The sequence below is a fragment of the Pseudomonas sp. 1L-E-NC-VB-C3 genome (genome assembly GCF_057291535.1).
Genome location: NZ_JBXAWD010000004.1, coordinates 181,305 through 199,707, shown reverse-complemented (window position 1 = coordinate 199,707; position 18,403 = coordinate 181,305). Strand labels below are relative to the sequence as shown.

The following is an 18,403-nucleotide window of genomic DNA, read 5'->3' as shown; positions in this document are numbered from 1 at the left end:
CCGCATTCGTTACCACACGAATGGGTGGCAGCTGTACGCAGGGTGGTAAACCGGGAGAGCAAAGAAACCGGCAGACCCGAAGGTCTCCCACGTACAGCTGCCATGACAGTAAATTACAGGCGTAAAAGAACGCCTGATGTCGTGATGGAGGCACTGTTGCACTTTGCTTAACCGGGTTACCACACCCGATCGCTGAATGGGTCAGCGACGTCCGGAGAGTATCCCGTCAAAAAACAGCGCAATAGAGCGGCAAAGCGCCCCAACAAGAGTTTCGGAGTTTGCCTACAAGGTCTGTGGGCGTCATCTGATATTGCGAGACCGGAAGTAAACGAAACTAAACGTTGCTGGCGATTTTGTGGGTATTTGTTCGGTACATGAATGAGTGTGGAGTTGACGATTCGATAATGCCAATTAAGCAGGTGTCCACGTTTTATGGAATGTGGACATTTGGTGATTTTAGTTTCCTGAAGAGTCAAGAAATTTACGAGCCTTGCCACAAAACCGCTGAATCCAGCGCAATTCCCCTGTGGGAGCGAGCCTGCTCGCGAAGGCGTAGTGTCAGTCGCCGAATCTGTAAACTGACCCACCGCTTTCGCGAGCAGGCTCGCTCCCACAGGGATTTTGGTGGCTGTTGGGATGTAAAAAGCCCCCGCAACCGTGAAGTTGCGGGGGCTTTTTGTGGATGCGCTTCAGATCACTCTTCGGCGACCGAGTCCTTGCTCTGGCGCTTCTGAATCAAGTCCACCAAACGCTTGGCCAGCGCTGGATAGTTCTCATCGAAGTGATGCCCGCCGGGCAGTTTCACCGCTTCGCCGACAGCAGTCTTGTCGGTGCAGCCACTTTCATCCGTCTCTTCTTCGCCATAGATGCACACAACCTTGGCCGCTGGCAGCTTGGCCATTTCCGGGCCGGTCGCGGCTTCTTTGCCGGCGTTGCCCAGCCAGCCTTCGACTTCGATTTCGAAGCTGCCGGTGCGGGCGAAGGCGAGCAGGATGATCGCGTCGACGCGTTGCTGTTCGTTCTCTGGCAGGCGGTTGTAGATCGCCGGCAGGACGTCAGCGCCGAACGAATAGCCGGTGAGGATGAAGCGCTTGGTGCCCCATTTCTGCCGGTAGTGCTGCATCAGTTCGGTGAGGTCGAGTGCGCTTTGCTCCGGGCTCTTGTGCTGCCAGTAGTAGCGCAGGGTGTCGATGCCGACCACCGGGTAGCCGATCTTGGCCATTTCGCCCGCCACGTCGCGGTCGAGGTCGCGCCAGCCGCCGTCGCCGGAGAGGAACAGGGTGACGGTGTCGTTGGCCTGACCGGCCGGCACTTCAACTACCGGGATCGCCAGGCCGCCGTTGGCCTTGTCGCCGCCGACGAGGATTTTGCGCAGTTCGTTGTTCAGCACTTGCGGCAGGTTGATGTCGTAGTCACTGATGCTGGTTTCGGCGTTCGGCTGATCGCGCACAAAGCCTGCGCTGGCGTCGTCCGGGTTGTCGTTCCACGCCACCAGCCAGTGGCCGTGGGCGGCGGATTTTGGCAACAGGTGGGTGCAGCCGGGTTTTTCCAGGGCCAGATCGACGGAGACGGCCTGGGCCTTGTCGTCTTTCTGTTCCGCCAGCCAGCGCCACGCCAGCACAGCGCCCGGGCCGATGCCGCTGACCAGGGTGGCCGGGCCATTCAGTTCGCGCAGGCCCGATTGCAGGGCGCGGCTTTGCAGCAGGCAGTCCTTGGGCAGAATCACCTGAACGATCTGTGCCGAAGCGCTGCGGCTGAGGGTGGTCAGTTGTTTCTCGGAGAGCTTCTGTTCGTCGGTGACGGCCACCAGCACCTGAGCCTTCGGCTTGTTGCCGGGGATCACGCGGGTCATGGCCGTACCATCGGCGGGTTTCAGTTGTTCGACGGTCGGTTCCGGTGCCGGGCGTTTGAGGTACCAGTAACCGCTGCCGGCAATCACGGCCAATACCAGCAGGGCGGCCAGGATGTACTTCAGGGAGCGTTGAATCATCAGCGTTTCACCAATCCAGTCAAGCCGCCCGCGATCAGGGCAGCAGTATCGGCCAGCGCCACGAGCGGATCGAGTCCGGCGGGCACGGCCATATAACGGGGTTCCCAGTCGGGCTGGAACTTGTCTTTGAAGCGGCGCAAGCCTTGGAAGTTGTACAGCTGCTCACCACGGCGGAAGACCATCGAGCCCAGGCGCTGGGTCAGCGGTGCGCCGCGCCGGGGTTGCAGCCCCGACAACGGCACCATGCCCAGGCTGAAGCGCGCGTATCCGTGACTCTTATAGTGTTGAATCAGGCCGACCATCATGAATTCCATGGTCAGCTTCGGCGCTTCCGGGTGTGCGCGCATCAGGTCGAGACTGGCCAGATCGTGGCTGTAGGTCTCGAGCAGATTGGCGAACGCTACCGGGCGGCCTTCGAAGCGAATCACCGCAATGCGGAAATGCTTCAGGTAATCGTCGCTGAAACGGCCGAGGGAGAAGCCTTTCTCGCGCACGTTCTTGCCGGTCAGCCAGGCATCGGAAATCACTTTCAGCTCGTCCATCGGCGCCTGCCCCGGCTCATGAATTTCCAGCGACAGTCCATCGCGGGTGCCACGGTTCCAGGTGTAGCGCAGGTCCTTCATCTCCTTGCCCTTGGCTTCCAGGTCGAAGCGTTGCAGATCGACCCGGGCTTCTTCGCCGAGCTTGATCGCCGTCAGGCCGATGTCCATGTAGTACGGCAGGTTCTCCGCGCGAACTTGATAGAACACGGGGCGGGTGTGATGAATGTCGCAGAGGTCGCGGAACTGCCAGATCATTTCCGCGCGTTGCTGGCTCGGCCCGATCGGGTCGTACAGCGCCACCAGACTGCGGCCACGGCGGGCGTACATCAGGAACGCCTCATCGTTGGGGTGAAACAGCAGCGCCTTGTCACCGGTCAGCGCGAGGCCGCCGTCGGGTTGCGACGAGGCCATGAGAATCTTAGCCGCGCGTTCCAGTTCGTCCGGCGTCGGCAAGTGAATCACCGGGCGCGCCGTGCGCAGCAGCCAGGTCAGCGAGATGATCACCAGCAACACCGCCGCACCGAGCAGCGAGCGCAGACCGCGCGGCGCGTCAGCGTCGAGGGTGAACTGCCACCACAGCTGATGGCTGTAGGGTACGTCCTGATAGGCGAACAGCAGCAACCAGGCCGAAGCGCCCAGCACGCAGAGACTGGCGACCAGATACAGCGGCGAAAACGGCAGTTCGGTCAAACGGCTCGGGCGATAGAAGGAGCGGCGGAACACGCCGAGCAGCGCGGCCGTAAAAGTCATCAGCGCGGCTTCTTCCCAGTCGAAACCTTTGAGCAGTGAGAGCAGGGCGCCGACCAGCAGCAGGATGGTGGTCAGCATCCACGCCGCCGACAGGCGCCGGCGCAGACCTTGTGCGAGCAACAGACAGAGGACGCCGATCAGGCTGGCGCCGAAGTGCGAGGCGTCGACCAGACGATGCGGGATCAGAAAACCGATGTGCTCCAGGCGGGTATCGATTTCCGGGGTCGCGCCGGAAAACAGCAGCACCACGCCAGACAGGAACACCAGCACCGCCAGAACCGGCGCGGCCAGACCGGACGCCGCGCGCATGGTCTGGGATTGAAACAGGCGCTGGCCTTCGTTGATCAGCAGCAATACGCAAGCGACCAGCAGCGGCAGCACCACGTAGATCAGGCGATACAGCAGCAGTGCAGCGGCCAGCGGCGCGGCGCCAAGCTTGTCGGCAAACGCGGCGAGCAGAATCGCTTCGAACACACCGACGCCGCCAGGTACATGACTGAGTACACCGGCGGCCAGCGCCAGCAGATACACAAGCAGGAACGGCGCAAACGGCGGCGCTTCCGGCAGCAACAAGTAGAGAACGGTGGCGGCAGCCGCGACATCGAGGGCGGTGATCACCAGTTGCAGAAAGGTCAGACGCCGACCCGGCAGGCGCAGGGTGCGCCGCCCGGCACGGACCAGCAGATTGTCGGGGTAGGGTTGTTCCGGCAGGCGACGACGATAGATGCCGATCGCCAGCACCGTACCAAGGATCAATACGGCAGCGGCGACCGAGCCCAGCAAGATTTCGGACAGCCCCAGCGCTTGCGAGGCGGCGGGCAGGTTGCTCAGGGTGGCCAGCGCTGCCAGTGGCGGCAAGGCGCAGCCCAGCGAGAGGCTGGCAAATAGCGTCATGTGCGCAACTTCCGACGCACCGACGCCCAGTCGCGCATATAAACGATAACGAACCGAGCCGCCGGACAGCAGCGACAGACCAATGGCATTGCCAATCGCAAATGCGGTGAAGCCGCCGAGGGCGAGCGTGCGCGGCGGCAGTTTCACGCCAGCGTAGCGGCTGGCCGACCATTCATAGCCGAGCAGAATGATGAACCCGACCACGGTCGCACCGATGGCGCCGAGCAGGGCGGGTTTCGGCACGTCGAGAATCGAGTCATGCAACGCGTCGAGATCGAGCTCGGCGAGCAGATGGCGGCAGGCAATCAGGGCAATGGCAAACAGCAGCAACGTGACGGCCAGACCGATCGGCTGACGGTATTTGCTTAATCGATCCAGCCAGCGCAAACGCTCGGGTTTGATCGGTTGTTCTGCTGTAACGGTGTCTTGTGGATCAGACGAGTTGGCGCGCATCAATCACCTCTTGGATTGTGCGCGACAGGATGGAGGTATCCAGCCAAGTTACCAATCCCTGTAGAAAAAAATAATCACAAAATACTACGCCTCTCGTCGGGCATCGGCGAGGGCAGTTCCTGGATTGCAGAAACCCTGTCTGCGACTCAAGCATAGTCGCAAGTCAGTGGTTCTGATGATCCCCAGCGGTTCACTGCACAGTGACAGATCATTGTTGCGAAAGGACTTTTTCAACAGATACAAAAAAGGCCACTCTTTCGAGTAGCCTTTTTTGATGTTTGGTTGCGGGAGCCGGATTTGAACCGACGACCTTCGGGTTATGAGCCCGACGAGCTACCAGACTGCTCCATCCCGCGTCTGTGTGGCGGCATTCTACAGGCGAACGACGAGGTGTCAACCGCTAATCCTGGAATGGGCCAAATAACTGCGAAATCGCGGCGAACGGTCGCAGGTAATGCGTAAGTTTCGGAAATGCAACAAATTGCCGTTTCGCTAGCGATTGAGCAGGGCGCTCGTTTGCAAAACAGACGCGCACAAAAAAGGCCACTCTTTCGAGTAGCCTTTTTTGATGTTTGGTTGCGGGAGCCGGATTTGAACCGACGACCTTCGGGTTATGAGCCCGACGAGCTACCAGACTGCTCCATCCCGCGTCTGTGTGGCGGCATTCTACAGAGGTTCGCGAGTGTGTCAACCGTAGATCCGGATAAATCTGTTGAGGTTCAAGCGCTTAGCGTATTTTCGCGGCGGGCGGCCGGCGCGCAGGGCAAGTGGCGCAAGGCTTTCAGCTCTATTGCGCGCTGATCTGTGATTGAAAAAATAAATTCATCGGAAATCTCCTACGGTCGGAAAAGAACATTCAACCACTGGTGCTATATACAGGTACCAATGAGATACTGCCGCTCCGGCTTGCCACGTTGTCTTTTTCCGACATGACCCAGCGAAAAATCATCCACGTCGACTGTGACTGTTTCTATGCCGCCATCGAGATGCGCGATGACCCGCGTCTGGCCGGCAAGCCACTGGCGGTGGGTGGTTCAGCGGATCGACGCGGGGTGATCGCCACCTGCAATTATGAAGCGCGCGCCTATGGTGTGCGCTCGGCCATGGCTTCCGGTCACGCGTTGAAATTGTGCCCGGACCTGACCATCGTCAAGCCGCGCATGGACGCTTATCGGGAAGCGTCGAAGGAAATTCATACGATCTTTGCCGACTACACCGACCTGATCGAGCCGCTGTCGCTGGACGAGGCCTATCTGGATGTGTCCGACAGCGCGCATTTCGGTGGCAGCGCTACGCGCATCGCCCAGGACATTCGCCGCCGGGTCTCCAACCAATTGCACATCACCGTTTCCGCAGGCGTTGCGCCAAACAAATTTCTGGCGAAGATCGCCAGCGACTGGAAAAAACCCAACGGTTTGTTCGTGATCACCCCGGATCAGGTCGAGGAGTTCGTCAGTGGTCTGCCGGTGAGCAAGCTGCACGGCGTCGGCAAGGTCACCGCCGACAAGCTCGGCAAGCTCGGCATCGTTGACTGCCAGCATCTGCGCGAGTGGGGCAGGCTGGCACTGGTGCGCGAATTCGGCAGTTTCGGCGAGCGCTTGTGGAATCTGGCCCGTGGGATCGATGACCGTCTGGTGCACAACGACAGCCGCCGTCAGTCGATCAGCGTGGAAAACACCTACGACGTTGATCTGCCGGACTTGCGCAGCTGCCTGGACAAATTGCCCGAGCTGCTCGATACCCTGAAAACCCGCATGGCGCGGATCGACAGCAGTTATCGACCGGGCAAGCCGTTCGTCAAAGTCAAATTTCATGATTTCACCCAGACCACGCTGGAGCAGGCTGGGGCAGGGCGGGACTTGGGCAGTTATCAGTTGATGCTGACGCAGGCGTTCAATCGCGGTGGCAAGCCGGTGCGGCTGTTGGGGGTGGGAGTGAGGCTGGAGGATTTGCGCGGCGGGTTTGAGCAGATGGAGTTGTTTGAGCGGTAGATTTGCGGCGTATTCAGATAATCATCGCGGGCAAGCCCGCTCCCACATTGAACGATGGTGAAACACATATTGTGTGAACACCCATAAACCCTGTGGGAGCGGGCTTGCCCGCGATGCCTTTAGCTTTTAATTCGGTCCCGGATCTGCAACCAGGCGCCCGGCATCCTTGGCCAAAGACTTGAGAAACTCAGCCTGCAACTCAGGATCATTGCGCGTCAGTTCGATCAGGCTCTGTTCCAGCTCACTGGCTTCTTCTTCCAGACCCAGCTCCGACAGGCGTTTAACCCGGTGTACCCACTGGCTCACCTCGTCATCTTCCAGATCGTCATAAATCAGCCCGTGCGCCTCAATCAACTTGCCGCGCAGGTGGCCGCTGAGCATCAGGGTCGAGTCGGAATGCACATCGTCCTTGGCGTCTTCGACACTGATCTGCAAGCGGCCGACATGGTTGAGGTCATGTTCGGCGAAAGGGCTATCGAGCAGATTCAAGCGCAGCACACCGTTGCGATCAGTGGTCATGTCGAATGTCTGCTTGCCGGCCTTGACCTGCACCGGTCGTTCGCTCCACGGCAGGCTCGAATACTCCGTGCGCTTGTCGCGCTGGACTTCATCGATGCCCGCGAGGTTTTGCTGCGCGCGACCATTGGACTGCACGTTCATAAACGGGTTGAGCCCGGCGAAACCGTAGCTCAGCCAATCCCGGGTGACGCTATCCGGCAGGTTACCGAGGGCAAACACGTTGACCACGTTGGCACCGACACCACCGACCACGGCCACCGCGCCCAGCGGAATCTCGTAGACTTCGCGCCAGGGTTGGTAAGGCGTGTAGCGGTCGTAACGACGGGTGACCTCGAACTCGGTGACTTCGAAAGTCTTCTGCTCGTTGATCTTCACGCGTCGCTGCGGCAGCTCGAGCACCTTGGGCTCGCCGACATCGATCTGCAGGCTGTGATCGAGCAACTTTCGCTCGACCCGCTCTTCGTGCTCGCTGCGTTGCGACATGTGATTGGCGCAGCCGCTGACCAGCAGGGCGCCGCACAGGGCGGCGCCACCGAGGCCTAAGGTGTTTCGCTTGAACATGACGTCTCTATCTGGTTTCAGCGGCGGATACGGGCCTGAAGGAAGGACACAACATCGGCCACCGGCAGTGCTTGCGCCTCTGCTTCGGAACGACTCTTGTATTCCAGGTTGCCTTCGGCGAGGCCGCGGTCGCTGACCACGATCCGGTGTGGAATGCCGATCAGCTCCATGTCCGCGAACTTGATGCCCGGGCTGGTTTTCTTGTCGCGATCGTCCAGCAGCACTTCGAAGCCGGCCGCCGTCAGTTCGGCATAGAGCTTGTCGGTGGCTTCGCGCACCTGTTCGGTTTCATAGCGCAGCGGTACCAGCGCGATCTGGAATGGCGCCAGGGTGTCGCTCCAGATAATGCCGTTGGCGTCGTTGTTCTGCTCGATGGCAGCGGCGACCACGCGGGAAACGCCAATGCCGTAGCAGCCCATTTCCAGGGTCACTGGCTTGCCGTTTTCACCCAGCACTTCGCACTTCATCGCCTTGCTGTACTTGTTGCCCAGCTGGAAGATGTGGCCGACTTCGATGCCGCGCTTGATTTCCAGCGTGCCTTTGCCGTCCGGGCTTGGGTCGCCGGCGACGACGTTGCGCAGGTCGGCAACGGTCGGAACCGGCAGATCACGCTCCCAGTTCACGCCGAAGTAGTGCTTGTCATCGATGTTCGCGCCAATGCCGAAGTCGCTCATCATCGCGACCGAGCGGTCGATGATGATCGGCAGCGGCAGGTTCAGCGGGCCGAGCGAGCCGGCGCCGGCGCCAATCGCGTCACGCAGTTCGGCATCGGAGGCCATCACCAGCGGGCTGGCCACGCCAGGCTGGTTGGCAGCCTTGATCTCGTTCAGTTCGTGGTCGCCACGAATCACCAGCGCGATCAGCTTGCCTTCTTCTTCGGCGTGCACGATCAGGGTCTTGATGGTCTTTTCAATCGGCAGATTGAATTTTTCCACCAGGGCGGCGATGGTTTTCGTGTCCGGCGTGTCGACCAGACGCAGTTCTTCGGTTGGCGCAGGGCGCGAGGTTTCCCGTGGCACCGCTTCGGCTTTTTCGATGTTCGCCGCGTAGTCGGAGCCGTTGCTGAAGACGATATCGTCTTCGCCGGACTCGGCCAGCACGTGGAATTCGTGGGAACCGGCACCACCGATCGAACCGTTGTCGGCTTCTACCGGGCGGAATTTCAGGCCCAGACGCGTGAAGATGTTGCAGTAGGCTTCATGCATGCGGTCGTAGGTGACCTGCAGCGACGCCTGATCAGCGTGGAAGGAGTAGGCGTCCTTCATAATGAATTCGCGGCCGCGCATCAAACCGAAGCGTGGGCGGATTTCGTCACGGAATTTGGTCTGGATCTGATACAGGTTGATTGGCAGCTGTTTGTAGCTGCTCAACTCGTTGCGCATCAGATCGGTGATCACTTCTTCGTGGGTCGGGCCCGCGCAGAAATCACGACCATGGCGGTCTTTGATGCGCAGCAGCTCAGGGCCGTATTCTTCCCAGCGCCCCGATTCCTGCCACAGCTCGGCCGGTTGGGTGCTCGGCATCAACACTTCCAGAGAACCGGCAGCGTTCATCTCTTCGCGAACGATGGCTTCTACCTTGCGCATGACTCGCAGGCCCATCGGCAGCCAGGTGTACAGGCCCGAGGCAAGCTTGCGGATCATGCCGGCGCGCAGCATCAGCTGGTGGCTGATCACGACCGCGTCGGAAGGCGTTTCTTTCTGTGTGGCGAGCAAAAATTGACTGGTGCGCATGGTTGGCCGTTGTCGGTTGCTATGACTGGAAATGACGGAGCAGTGTACCGGCGAGTTTTGCTGACGTACAGAAGTGTGGCCGGCGGAAGGCGCCAGCGGCGGGATTACTCCCGCCATTGGCGAAGCGTCCTACGATTCTTCGGTGACGGGCGTCGGTGCAGGCTCGGGCGTCGGTGTTTGTCCTTCGCGGCGGCGCTCCTGGAACCAGTGCAGCGCGATCAGTAGCAGCGTCGGTACGCCGAGCAGGGCGGTAATGAGGAAGAAGCTGTGATAACCGAACTTCTCGACCAGCACGCCGGAATAGCCGCCCATCAGGCGCGGCAGCAGCAACATGATCGAGCTGAGCAGGGCATATTGCGTAGCGGAAAACTTCAGGTTGGTCAGGCTCGACAGGTAGGCAACGAACGCCGATGTCGCCAGGCCCGAGCTGAAGTTGTCGAGGGAAATGGTCACCACCAGCATCTGCAGGTTCGGGCCCATGTCCGCGAGCATGACGAACAGCAGGTTGGTCGCTGCCGAAGACACACCACCGATAAACAGAATCGGCAGAATGCCGAAACGCACAATCAACAGGCCACCCATGCCGGCGCCGACGAGGGTCATGATCAGGCCGAAAATCTTGCTGACACTGGCGATCTGATCCTTGGTGAAACCCTGGTCGATGTAGAACACGTTGGCCATCACGCCCATTACCGTGTCGGACATCCGGTAAGTGGCGATCAGGCCCAGCAGCAACAGCGCCTGCCAGCGATAACGCAGGATGAAGTCATTGATCGGCGTCAGTACCGGCGCCAGTCCGCGCCGGCCCATGGCCGACAGACACAAACCGGTGAGCAATATGTAGAGGATGGCGCGCAGAAAGGCGCGGTCTTCAAGCAGCAGGTCCAGCGGGCTCATGTCACCGAACAGCACGCCGGCGAAATCGGTGTTGTACAGCTGGGTGAACATCGCCGGTACGGAAACCAGCAGCACGATCAGCACGAACACCGACATCAATTGATGCATGAACGTGTAGCGCCCGGCCTGCAACTGCGTGCGCAGCGGTACGGGTGGTTCACGCATGAACAGCGTGGTCAGCAGCGCAGGCACCATCAATGCGCCGAACAGCACATAGGTGCCGGTCCAAGCTGCGTGCTTATAGTTGAAGCCGGTGGAGCCGAAACCTTCGGCGAAGAACAGCGCACCGGCGGTGGCGAGCAGGGCGGCAACGCGGTAACCGGACATGTAGCTGGCGGCGAGGGCGGCCTGGCGGCTGTCATCGGCGATTTCCAGGCGATAGGCGTCGACCGCGATATCTTGCGTGGCGGAGGCGAAGGCAACCACGACAGCAATGGCGATCAGCCAGGACAAATGCTTCTGCGGATCACAGAAACCCATGCCGATCAGCCCGAGAATCACCAGTGCCTGGGAGAGCACCAGCCAGGAACGGCGGCGGCCGAGCTTGCCCAGCAAGGGCAGGCGCCATTGGTCGAGCAGCGGCGACCAGACCCATTTGAACGCGTACGCCAGGCCGATCAGGCTGGCATAGCCGATGGTTTCACGGGCCACGCCTGCTTCACGCAGCCATACGGAGAGCGTCGAGAACACCAGCATGTACGGCAGGCCGGCGGCAAAACCGAGCAACAACAGCACGAGCGTCGAAGGACTGGCATAGGCGGCGAGCGCGGCGCGCCAGGTTTTACGGGGCATGGGCTGAAGTCTGCCTCAAAATTGCGAAAACAAAGCGCGCACTCTAACCGCTGTGCTCTACCGGACGCCAGCCATGGCGCCGAATATCCACACGATTGTTCTGGACGGTGATGCCTTCCATGCGCAATCGCGCACGTTGTTCGTCACCGGAAGGGCTGCCGACCGGCAAACTGATGCGCCCGCCGGCGCCGAGCACGCGGTGCCAGGGCAGCCTGGTGTCGCCGGGCAACTGGCTCAAAGTCCGCCCGACCCAGCGCGCGGCGCGGCCCAGCCCCGCAAGTTCGGCCAACTGGCCATAACTGACGACTTTGCCTTCGGGCACTTGCGCGAGCGTCGAGTAGAGTGCCGTGCGTCGGATTTGCGCATCGTTTTCGACGCTGTCGAGCGGGTCTTTCACGTACGCGGCTCCTGAGCATTGGCGTGATGATGGCGACAAGGGTAATCGCTCGTGGCGCGGTTGAGAAATGAACTCAATTGAAATAGTCCGGTCAGTCCTTGTCATGGGCAAAATCCTACGGATAATGCCGACCCTTTTCGCCAACTCTGAGCCCCCGATCTGCTTATGTTCCCCAGAACCCTGTTGTGCCTTGCTGTTTTCAGCGCGTCCACGCCCCTGCTTGCCGACACCGTCTGGTTGAAAAACGGCGACAAGCTGAGTGGCACTATCACGGTATTCGATGGCGGCAAGCTGCTGATCCAGACCAAATACGCCGGCGCAGTGGCGATTGACTGGAAAGAGGTCAAGACCCTCGACAGCGATCAGCATCTGTTGGTGAAGCAGGACGCCTATGCCGGCGAAGTGTCGAAGTCGCTCACCGCGGCCGACGATGGCAAGGTCACCCTGGCCAACGGCGAGGCGCCGAAGACGGTCGAGCTGGCGAGCATTCAGCAGATTCTCAAGCCCAAGCCGATCGTCACCGACCTGGTATGGAAGGGTAACGTCGATCTGGCGCTGGACTATCAGCGCGCCGAAAAGGACACCGACGATTACGACGTCGCCTTCAAGACTTCGGCTCGCCATGGTCGCTGGCGCCATACCGGCGAGGGCGAGTACAACCGCGAAGTCCAGGATGCGGAAACCACCACCAACAACTGGCGCGCCGAATACTCCCTCGACCGCTTCCTTACCGATCAGTGGTTCTGGCAAGGGCGCATCAACTACAAGCGTGATCACATCGAAGAGCTGGCGCGTCAGCGTGTGGTCGGTACCGGTCCGGGTTACCAGTTCTGGGACGATGAACTGGGTGCGTTCTCGCTGGGCTCGTTGCTCAACCGCACCGACTATGAATACCGCGATGGCAGCAAGGACAACTTCTACTCCGTCGCGATGAAGTGGGACTACAACCGCTACCTGATCGGCAAGAAGGTCGAGTTCTTCACCAATGGCGAAGTCGGCAAGCCGCTGTCGGGTGTTGCCGATTACGCACTGGATGCCGAGCTGGGCCTGCGCTACAAGGTCACCGACTGGGCCTCGCTCAACCTCAAGGCCGAGCGCGACATCATCAGTGGCACCAACGATGCGGATCTGAACAAGACCCGTTATACCGCAGGGTTTGGCGTCGCCTGGTAAGGGCAGAAACAAAAAAATCGCGGCCTCAAGGGTCGCGATTTTTTTTGCCAGCGCAAAACAGGCGCCCACAAAAAAGCCCCGCTTTTAAGGGCGGGGCTCTTTTCTAAAGAAGCTACAAGTTAGATAACTTGTACTTCTTCAGCTTGCATGCCTTTCTGACCGCGGGTAGCGATGAAAGAAACCTGTTGGCCTTCTTTCAGGCTTTTGAAGCCGTCGGATTGGATAGCTTTGAAGTGAACGAACAGGTCGTCACCGGATTGTGGAGTGATGAAGCCGAAGCCTTTTTCATCGTTGAACCACTTAACGGTACCGGTTTGGCGATTAGACATGGTGTAACTCCTTGAACAAAGATAACTGCGACTCAGGAAGAACCCTGGCCGAGACTGAGTGCAAAGAGCAGGAAAAATTCTTGTAGATGGTTGGATCGAAATTCAACATATCGTGTAGAGATTCTCAGTGACACAAGCAACACAGTGACGCCACCTTAACCCTTTTTCCGGAACGTGCCAATGTTTCTTGCAAAGGATTCTGTGTTTTAGGGATCGGCGGTGCGACGGTTCGTCGCCACATCGCGTAAATACGGGGTGTTCGCCGAGAATTGCGTTGCGCACTTTGAACGAGACGACGCGCCCGGTAAGATGCCGGACAGAATTTTTCCACCTCGCTATTCAGGACAAACCCGCCATGAGCATCAAATCGGACAAGTGGATTCGCCGCATGGCGCAGGAACACGGCATGATCGAACCGTTTGTCGAGCGCCAGATGCGCGGCAGCGACGACAGCCGGGTGATTTCCTACGGCGTGTCGAGCTACGGCTACGACGTGCGTTGCACCAACCACTTCAAGGTGTTCACCAACATCAACTCGGCCATTGTTGACCCGAAGAACTTCGACGCCGGCAGCTTCGTCGACATCCACAGCGACGTCTGCATCATTCCGCCGAACTCCTTCGCCCTGGCCAGCACCGTCGAATACTTCCGCATTCCGCGCAACGTGCTGACCATCTGCCTGGGTAAAAGCACCTACGCGCGCTGCGGCATCATCGTCAACGTCACTCCGCTCGAGCCTGAGTGGGAAGGTCATGTGACCCTGGAATTCTCCAATACCACCAACCTGCCGGCGAAAATCTACGCCAACGAAGGTGTGGCGCAGATGCTCTTCCTCGAATCCGATGAAGAATGTGAAGTTTCCTACAAGGATCGTGGCGGCAAGTACCAGGGCCAGCGTGGCGTGACCTTGCCGCGTACCTGATCGACCATCCGACGGATGTCGGGAATTCTTTGGCGGGCAGACACTCTATGGGGTGTACTGCCCGTTTTTGTTACACACAGATTCGGGCCTTCACTGAGGAGTGCCCTATGAAGATCGACCCGCGAATCAGCGCTGAACTGGCAAGGCTTGAGCCCAATCAGATAGGCGTTCTGGCCTGGTCGTTACTGGCGAATCCGTCTTTGAGCCTGTCCGGCGGCGTGCCCGGCCAGCCCGATCCCGATACTCCCAACGAACAACCGACCGAACCAGGCGAACCGACGCTGCCGGACGAGCCGCCTCCGGCGCCTGTGGCCTGATCCACTGTCATGAATATGGCCCGTCAGTCTGATCGATTTGCGATCTAGCTGACGGGCCATATTTCGTTGTCGCCGATCACGAAGACTCTGCAGCTGTCGTCGCGCTCGACCTGATAGCCGCCGGTGAACGCACCGAATGCCGGCATCAGGCTGATGCGCTCACCGAGTCTGAAACAGGCCAGGCGCAGGCTCTGCCGACCTTTGCCGTGCAATCGATAAACCGGATGCACGTGGCCCGCGAGCACGTGCCGTTCCGGATGCGGATCGGGCTCATGCTGCAGGGCGAATGGCCCTAGTAACAGCGGCTCTGGTACCACGCGAATATTCAGCGAGGCTGGTGGGTCGCCTGCGCGTTTGTCGTGGTTGCCGCGAATCAGCGTCATCGGCAGGTCAGCGTGGCGCGTGCGCCACTCTGCCAGCGCATTCAGTGTGGTCGGGAGATGGGAACCAGGCCCATGCAGAAAATCCCCGAGGAAGATCAACTGGCGACACGGCAACCGCGTCAGCAACGCGTCGATTACCTCGATGTTGCTCGCCGTCGTGCCATGCGGCACCGGCTGGCCGAGGCTGCGATAGGCCGCCGCCTTACCGAAATGCACATCGGCGATCAGCAATGCTTCCTGCGCTGGCCAGTACAGCGCTTTCTCCGGCAGCAGCCACAACTCCTCACCGGCCAAACGCACCGGGTACGCACTCACGACGATTTCCCGTTATCAGCGGTTTTTTCCAGGTCACCAACCATTCTTCTGATCCTGTCAGCCAGTTTTTCCGAACTCATGCTCTCGCGCATCCGCTCCACCAGCAGCGGAAAGCCCAACGGTGTAGGACGTTTAACCTGATGCACGTCCATTTTCATCTGATTGATGCGCTCCAGTGTCTGTTCCAGACGGCGAATATCCAGCTCTTCGCGTAGGACTTCTTCCCCAGCCTGGGCTAGCAGCAGGTTGTCGGCGTCATATTGTTTGAACACCTGGAAGAACAAGCCACTCGACGCCTGCACCTGGCGGGTGCTTTTTGGTGCGCCCGGATACCCGGCGAACACCAGCCCGGCGATCCGCGCGATTTCGCGGAAGCGGCGCAACGCCAGTTCACCGGCATTGAGGCTGGCGAGCACGTCCAGCAACAGGTCATCGGCATTGAACAGGTGCGCGTCCAGATGCGTGGCCCAATCCACCGGCGTGGCGCTGAGCAGTTCCAGGCCGTAATCATTCACGGCAATCGAGAAGGTCACCGGCTGGCGCTGACTGACGCGCCACGCCAACAGGCTCGCCAGTCCCAGATGCACTTGTCGCCCGGCGAACGGATAGAGAAAAAGATGCCAGCCTTCGCGGGATTTCAGCACTTCGGCCAGCAGATTTTCCGTGGTGGGCAAGCCGGACCAGCGTATCTGCGTCTCCAGCAGCGGCCGCAACGCGTGCATTTCCGGGCCGTTGAATTGACCTTGAGCAGCGGCGCTGAAGCGCGTGACCACCGCTTCGGCCAGTTCGTTGGATAACGGCATGCGTCCGCCATTCCAGCGCGGCACGGCAGCCTTTTTCGCGGTGCTGCGTTTGACGTAGGCGGTCATGTTTTCCACCCGCACCAGTTCCAGCAGGCGCCCGGCGAAGAGGAAACCATCGCCGGGTTTCAGCCGGGCGATAAAGCCTTCCTCGACGCTGCCCAGCTGTTTGCCGCCGCCGCCCTTGCTCCAGAATTTCAGGTTGATGCTCGCGTCGCTGACGATGGTGCCGATGCTCATGCGATGGCGCCGCGCCAGACGCGCATCCGGCACACGCCAGACGCCGTGTTCGTCCGGCTCGACCCGGCGGTAATCCGGATACGCTGTAAGAGACATCCCGCCATGGCGTACGAACGCCAGCGCCCAGGCCCAGTCTGCCGCTGTCAGGTCACGATAGGCCCAGGCACCACGGACTTCTTCGTACAAGTCTTCAGGAATAAAGCCACCGCCAAGGGCCATGCTGACCAAATGCTGGACCAGCACATCCAGCGGCTTGTGCGGTGACAGGCGCGGCTCGATGCGCCGTTGCTCGACGGCATCGCGTGCGGCGACCGCTTCGATCAGTTCCAGGCTGTGGGTCGGCACCAGCGTCACCCGCGAGGTGCGCCCCGGTGCGTGGCCGGAGCGCCCGGCACGTTGCATCAACCGCGCAACGCCTTTCGCCGAGCCGATCTGCAGCACGCGCTCGACCGGGAGGAAATCCACACCCAAGTCCAGGCTCGAGGTGCACACCACCGCTTTCAACTGGCCATTCTTCAACGCCTGCTCGACCCAATCGCGGGTATCGCGTGACAGTGAGCTGTGGTGCAGCGCGATCAACCCGGCCCAGTCCGGCCGCGCTTCCAGCAGCGCCTGATACCAGATCTCCGATTGCGCGCGGGTGTTGGTGAACACCAGGCTGCTGGCACAGGCGTCAAGTTCGGCCACCACCTGCGGCAGCATCTTCAGACCGATGTGGCCGGCCCAGGGAAAACGCTCGATGGCCGGTGGGAGCAGGGTGTCGACTTGCAGGGTTTTTTCGCTTTTGCCCTGAACACTGACGCCGCCGCCCTGTGGGATCAGCACTTGCTCGGCGTGGGATTGATTACCGAGGGTGGCGGACACGCCCCAAACGATCAGTTCCGGCTGCCAATGACGCAGGCGGGCGAGAGCCAGTTGCAGTTGCACGCCGCGTTTGTTGCCGAGCAACTCGTGCCATTCATCCACGACGATCATGCGCAGGCTCGACAACGCGGTGCGCGCATCGGCGCGGGCTAGTAGCAGAGTGAGGCTTTCCGGGGTGGTGATCAGCGTCGTTGGCAAACGCCGGCCCTGACGCGCGCGTTCGCTGCTGCTGGTATCGCCGGTGCGCAGGCCGATGCTCCACGGAATCTGCAATTCATCGACCGGGCTTTGTAAAGCGCGGGCGGTATCGGCGGCGAGGGCGCGCATCGGCGTGATCCACAGCACCGTCAGCGGTTCGGCCGGCGCTTTGCGTTTGCGCGGTGTAGCCACGGGCGGTTGCAGGCGGGCGAAGCGGTTGAGCGCAGCAAACCATACCGCATAAGTTTTGCCGGCGCCGGTGCTGGCGTGGAGCAACCCGGATTCGCCGTTTTTCACCGCCGCCCACACCTGTTTCTGAAAGGCGAACGGCTTCCAGTCGCGGGCGCTGAACCAGGTTTTTGCAAAGTCGGGGGATTTCGCCATGCCGGCTGCGTGCGCTCTGGAGGTGTTGTTTCAGAGACAGCGAAGCGGGGGGACAAGTTTAACTTTGTCGGTCGGTGGATTCCCCCGTGGGAGCGAGCCTGCTCGCGAATGCGATGTCACCTTCAACATTGATGTTGACTGATAAACCGCTTTCGCGAGCAGGCTCGCTCCCACAAAGGGTTGAGTGCCAACCTTATTTAAGATTGCCGCTCAGGAATTGCTTCAGGCGTTCGCTTTTCGGGTTGCCCAGCACTTCTTCGGGCGCACCTTCTTCTTCCACCAGACCCTGATGCAGAAACAGCACCTGATTCGACACCTTGCGCGCAAAACTCATTTCGTGGGTGACCATGATCATCGTCCGGCCTTCCTCGGCCAGGCCCTGAATCACTTTCAGCACTTCGCCGACCAGTTCCGGGTCGAGTGCCGAGGTCGGTTCGTCGAACAGCATCACTTCCGGTTCCATCGCCAGTGCCCGGGCGATCGCCACGCGTTGTTGCTGGCCGCCGGACAGAAACGCCGGGTATTGATCGGCGACCCGCGCCGGCAAGCCGACTTTGTCCAGATAACGTCGGGCGCGATCCTCGGCTTCCTGTTTGCTGCAACCCAGCACCCGGCGCGGGGCCATGGTGATGTTTTCCAGCACGGTCATGTGGCTCCACAGGTTGAAATGCTGGAACACCATCGCCAGCCGCGTGCGCAGGCGTTGCAGTTCATCGGCGTCGGCAACGTGCATGCCGTGGCGGTCGGTGACCATGCGGATCGCCTGGCCATCAAGGCTCATGGCGCCGTCATTGGGTTGTTCAAGGAAATTGATGCAGCGCAAAAAGGTGCTTTTGCCCGAGCCGCTGGCGCCGATCAGGCTGATCACGTCGCCGGTTTTGGCCTTGAGCGAAACGCCTTTGAGCACCTGATGATCGCCATAGCTTTTGTGCAGGCCTTCAACGGTCAGTTTGTACATG

General features: G+C 60.3%; 14 protein-coding genes and 2 tRNA genes. 4 read left to right on the top strand and 12 right to left on the bottom strand.

Going from position 1 to position 18,403, the window contains the following annotated elements:
* Positions 1-694: 694 nt before the first annotated feature.
* From AC0Z5Z_RS08705 to AC0Z5Z_RS08690, 4 genes are all read right to left on the bottom strand, one after another.
* Complete coding sequence (locus AC0Z5Z_RS08705) at positions 695-1,990, bottom strand: virulence factor family protein (RefSeq protein WP_485610960.1); 1,296 nt, start codon at positions 1,988-1,990, stop codon at positions 695-697.
* A complete protein-coding gene (gene mprF / locus AC0Z5Z_RS08700) occupies positions 1,990-4,629 on the bottom strand; it encodes a bifunctional lysylphosphatidylglycerol flippase/synthetase MprF (RefSeq protein WP_323620803.1) in 2,640 nt (879 codons plus the stop codon). The genes AC0Z5Z_RS08705 and mprF overlap by 1 nt, the downstream gene beginning before the upstream one ends.
* Positions 4,630-4,908: 279 nt before the next feature.
* Positions 4,909-4,985, bottom strand: a tRNA-Met gene (locus AC0Z5Z_RS08695).
* A 217-nt stretch (positions 4,986-5,202) separates the two neighbouring features.
* Positions 5,203-5,279 (bottom strand) — tRNA-Met (locus tag AC0Z5Z_RS08690).
* A gap of 279 nt (positions 5,280-5,558) precedes the next feature.
* Between AC0Z5Z_RS08690 and dinB the strand changes: the two genes are divergently transcribed.
* On the top strand, positions 5,559-6,620 hold the full coding sequence (dinB, locus tag AC0Z5Z_RS08685) for a DNA polymerase IV (RefSeq protein ID WP_252877596.1): 1,062 nt from the start codon (positions 5,559-5,561) through the stop codon (positions 6,618-6,620).
* 126 nt (positions 6,621-6,746) lie between these two features.
* On the opposite strand, the gene AC0Z5Z_RS08680 is transcribed toward dinB, so the two are convergent.
* The 4 genes from AC0Z5Z_RS08680 to AC0Z5Z_RS08665 form a co-directional block, all read right to left on the bottom strand.
* Positions 6,747-7,700 carry a hypothetical protein gene (locus AC0Z5Z_RS08680; RefSeq protein WP_056783330.1) on the bottom strand — a complete coding sequence of 318 codons (954 nt, stop codon included), beginning with the start codon at positions 7,698-7,700 and terminating at the stop codon, positions 6,747-6,749.
* A 17-nt stretch (positions 7,701-7,717) separates the two neighbouring features.
* Positions 7,718-9,433, bottom strand: a complete 1,716-nt coding sequence (locus AC0Z5Z_RS08675) for a proline--tRNA ligase (protein ID WP_041478071.1) — start codon at positions 9,431-9,433, stop codon at positions 7,718-7,720.
* A gap of 129 nt (positions 9,434-9,562) precedes the next feature.
* A complete protein-coding gene (locus AC0Z5Z_RS08670) occupies positions 9,563-11,122 on the bottom strand; it encodes an AmpG family muropeptide MFS transporter (protein WP_076566230.1) in 1,560 nt (519 codons plus the stop codon).
* A gap of 43 nt (positions 11,123-11,165) precedes the next feature.
* Positions 11,166-11,519 (bottom strand): MGMT family protein, encoded by a 354-nt coding sequence (locus AC0Z5Z_RS08665; RefSeq protein WP_071174585.1) that lies wholly within the window; start codon positions 11,517-11,519, stop codon positions 11,166-11,168.
* Between the two features lie 165 nt (positions 11,520-11,684).
* On the opposite strand from AC0Z5Z_RS08665, the gene AC0Z5Z_RS08660 reads away from it, so the two are divergent.
* Complete coding sequence (locus AC0Z5Z_RS08660) at positions 11,685-12,692, top strand: DUF481 domain-containing protein (protein ID WP_024011896.1); 1,008 nt, start codon at positions 11,685-11,687, stop codon at positions 12,690-12,692.
* 119 nt (positions 12,693-12,811) lie between these two features.
* Here the strand turns inward: AC0Z5Z_RS08660 and AC0Z5Z_RS08655 are convergent, their stop codons facing one another.
* On the bottom strand, positions 12,812-13,021 hold the full coding sequence (locus tag AC0Z5Z_RS08655) for a cold-shock protein (RefSeq protein ID WP_002554837.1): 210 nt from the start codon (positions 13,019-13,021) through the stop codon (positions 12,812-12,814).
* A gap of 355 nt (positions 13,022-13,376) precedes the next feature.
* Here AC0Z5Z_RS08655 and dcd point away from each other — a divergent pair, with 355 nt between their 5' ends.
* Together dcd and AC0Z5Z_RS08645 are read left to right on the top strand one after the other, a co-directional pair.
* Positions 13,377-13,943, top strand: coding sequence for a dCTP deaminase (gene dcd / locus AC0Z5Z_RS08650; protein WP_007940589.1), 567 nt, complete (start codon positions 13,377-13,379; stop codon positions 13,941-13,943).
* 107 nt (positions 13,944-14,050) lie between these two features.
* A complete protein-coding gene (locus AC0Z5Z_RS08645) occupies positions 14,051-14,260 on the top strand; it encodes a hypothetical protein (protein ID WP_016771389.1) in 210 nt (69 codons plus the stop codon).
* Positions 14,261-14,304: 44 nt separating this feature from the next.
* Here AC0Z5Z_RS08645 and pdeM read toward each other — a convergent pair whose 3' ends face one another.
* From pdeM to AC0Z5Z_RS08630, 3 genes are all read right to left on the bottom strand, one after another.
* Positions 14,305-14,958, bottom strand: a complete 654-nt coding sequence (gene pdeM / locus AC0Z5Z_RS08640; RefSeq protein WP_370695115.1) for a ligase-associated DNA damage response endonuclease PdeM — start codon at positions 14,956-14,958, stop codon at positions 14,305-14,307.
* Positions 14,955-17,444: a ligase-associated DNA damage response DEXH box helicase gene (locus AC0Z5Z_RS08635; protein WP_485610959.1), complete on the bottom strand. Its 2,490-nt coding sequence runs from the start codon at positions 17,442-17,444 to the stop codon at positions 14,955-14,957. The genes pdeM and AC0Z5Z_RS08635 overlap by 4 nt, the downstream gene beginning before the upstream one ends.
* 193 nt (positions 17,445-17,637) lie before the next feature.
* Entirely contained in the window at positions 17,638-18,402 is a 765-nt protein-coding gene (locus AC0Z5Z_RS08630) for an ABC transporter ATP-binding protein (RefSeq protein ID WP_056783337.1), read from the bottom strand.
* Between the last annotated feature and the right edge of the window lies 1 nt (position 18,403).

Coding starts and splice junctions, on each gene's coding strand:
- AC0Z5Z_RS08635 (WP_485610959.1), bottom strand. CDS start 17,444: ATGGCGAAATCCCCCGACTTTGCAAAAACCTGGTTCAGCGCCCGCGAC.
- AC0Z5Z_RS08655 (WP_002554837.1), bottom strand. CDS start 13,021: ATGTCTAATCGCCAAACCGGTACCGTTAAGTGGTTCAACGATGAAAAA.
- AC0Z5Z_RS08630 (WP_056783337.1), bottom strand. CDS start 18,402: ATGTACAAACTGACCGTTGAAGGCCTGCACAAAAGCTATGGCGATCAT.
- AC0Z5Z_RS08645 (WP_016771389.1), top strand. CDS start 14,051: ATGAAGATCGACCCGCGAATCAGCGCTGAACTGGCAAGGCTTGAGCCC.
- AC0Z5Z_RS08670 (WP_076566230.1), bottom strand. CDS start 11,122: ATGCCCCGTAAAACCTGGCGCGCCGCGCTCGCCGCCTATGCCAGTCCT.
- mprF (WP_323620803.1), bottom strand. CDS start 4,629: ATGCGCGCCAACTCGTCTGATCCACAAGACACCGTTACAGCAGAACAA.
- AC0Z5Z_RS08705 (WP_485610960.1), bottom strand. CDS start 1,990: ATGATTCAACGCTCCCTGAAGTACATCCTGGCCGCCCTGCTGGTATTG.
- AC0Z5Z_RS08675 (WP_041478071.1), bottom strand. CDS start 9,433: ATGCGCACCAGTCAATTTTTGCTCGCCACACAGAAAGAAACGCCTTCC.
- AC0Z5Z_RS08680 (WP_056783330.1), bottom strand. CDS start 7,700: ATGTTCAAGCGAAACACCTTAGGCCTCGGTGGCGCCGCCCTGTGCGGC.
- dinB (WP_252877596.1), top strand. CDS start 5,559: ATGACCCAGCGAAAAATCATCCACGTCGACTGTGACTGTTTCTATGCC.
- AC0Z5Z_RS08660 (WP_024011896.1), top strand. CDS start 11,685: ATGTTCCCCAGAACCCTGTTGTGCCTTGCTGTTTTCAGCGCGTCCACG.
- dcd (WP_007940589.1), top strand. CDS start 13,377: ATGAGCATCAAATCGGACAAGTGGATTCGCCGCATGGCGCAGGAACAC.